The sequence below is a fragment of the Kitasatospora arboriphila genome (genome assembly GCF_039528095.1).
In the GTDB taxonomy this organism is placed as follows: Bacteria; Actinomycetota; Actinomycetes; order Streptomycetales; family Streptomycetaceae; genus Kitasatospora; species Kitasatospora arboriphila.
In genome coordinates this window covers 1-520 of the sequence record NZ_BAAALD010000333.1, presented here as the reverse complement: position 1 = coordinate 520, position 520 = coordinate 1, and the positions used below count along the sequence as shown (strand labels likewise).

Below are 520 nucleotides of genomic sequence, written 5' to 3'. Positions count from 1 at the left end.
CTATCAATGGTTCGTGGAGCAGGGCGGTTTGACCCGTGAGAACGGTCAGCGTTTCCGTGAGGCGATTTTATCACGCGGGAACAGCACTGATTTAGCTGAACTGGATCGGCAGTGGCGCGGACACGATCCGCAGATTGAGCCGATGCTGAAAAATCGCGGGTTGAGTGCGTAGGGCAATTTTAGTCTGACAAGATAACCGGGCGCGCTGCCCGGTTTTTTGTCTGATCTAGTCGTAACCTTATATTTCTTTTACCTCACGCTGCCTAAATCTCTATCGCTCTCTCTCCCTTTAAGCATTAACGTGGCTTCTTCGATACGAATGAAGCGCCCGGAATCATCTATTTCAGCGAACATATAAACTTCCATGTCCACCTCTTCTCCGCTGCGCCTGGTGCACAGAACGCGATGCCTTGTGGCATATAGATTCCCGTTACGAAGTTCGTCATGTAACTCAATTTTAGCGAAGGCGATAATTTCCCGGAGTCTACGCGCATGCTGAGCAAAGCCATCTAATCCTTCC

Annotated in this window: 2 protein-coding genes; one reads left to right on the top strand and one right to left on the bottom strand. The window is 50.0% G+C overall.

The annotated features are described in order from the left end of the window. The first annotated feature begins 13 nt into the window (after positions 1–13). Entirely contained in the window at positions 14–172 is a 159-nt protein-coding gene (locus ABD353_RS40700; RefSeq protein WP_425555372.1) for a M3 family metallopeptidase, read from the top strand. Positions 173–249: 77 nt separating this feature from the next. Here the strand turns inward: ABD353_RS40700 and ABD353_RS40245 are convergent. After that, a partial coding sequence (locus ABD353_RS40245) for a nuclear transport factor 2 family protein (protein ID WP_344628646.1) occupies positions 250–520 on the bottom strand: 271 nt, incomplete at its 5' end.